The sequence below is a fragment of the Staphylococcus sp. FW104-15G4D genome, assembly GCF_058790135.1.
This window is the reverse complement of record NZ_JBYTCH010000021.1, coordinates 1-616: the sequence shown is the minus strand read 5'-3', so window position 1 is coordinate 616 and position 616 is coordinate 1. Positions and strand designations below refer to the sequence as shown.

Annotated in this window: 1 rRNA gene; it reads right to left on the bottom strand. The window is 48.9% G+C overall.

Annotation, left to right across the window (positions count from 1 at the left end):
- Positions 1-78 precede the first annotated feature (78 nt).
- A 16S ribosomal RNA gene (locus AC3WQX_RS12050) occupies positions 79-616 on the bottom strand; the annotation flags it as partial.

Below are 616 nucleotides of genomic sequence, written 5' to 3'. Positions count from 1 at the left end.
ATAAACATTCAAAACTGAATACAATATGTCACGTTATCCCTTTCATCTTCGAAGAAGATGTTCCGAATATATCCTTAGAAAGGAGGTGATCCAGCCGCACCTTCCGATACGGCTACCTTGTTACGACTTCACCCCAATCATTTGTCCCACCTTCGACGGCTAGCTCCAAAAGGTTACTCCACCGGCTTCGGGTGTTACAAACTCTCGTGGTGTGACGGGCGGTGTGTACAAGACCCGGGAACGTATTCACCGTAGCATGCTGATCTACGATTACTAGCGATTCCAGCTTCATGTAGTCGAGTTGCAGACTACAATCCGAACTGAGAACAACTTTATGGGATTTGCTTGACCTCGCGGTTTCGCTACCCTTTGTATTGTCCATTGTAGCACGTGTGTAGCCCAAATCATAAGGGGCATGATGATTTGACGTCATCCCCACCTTCCTCCGGTTTGTCACCGGCAGTCAACTTAGAGTGCCCAACTTAATGATGGCAACTAAGCTTAAGGGTTGCGCTCGTTGCGGGACTTAACCCAACATCTCACGACACGAGCTGACGACAACCATGCACCACCTGTCACTCTGTCCCCCGAAGGGGAAAACTCTATCTCTAGAGGG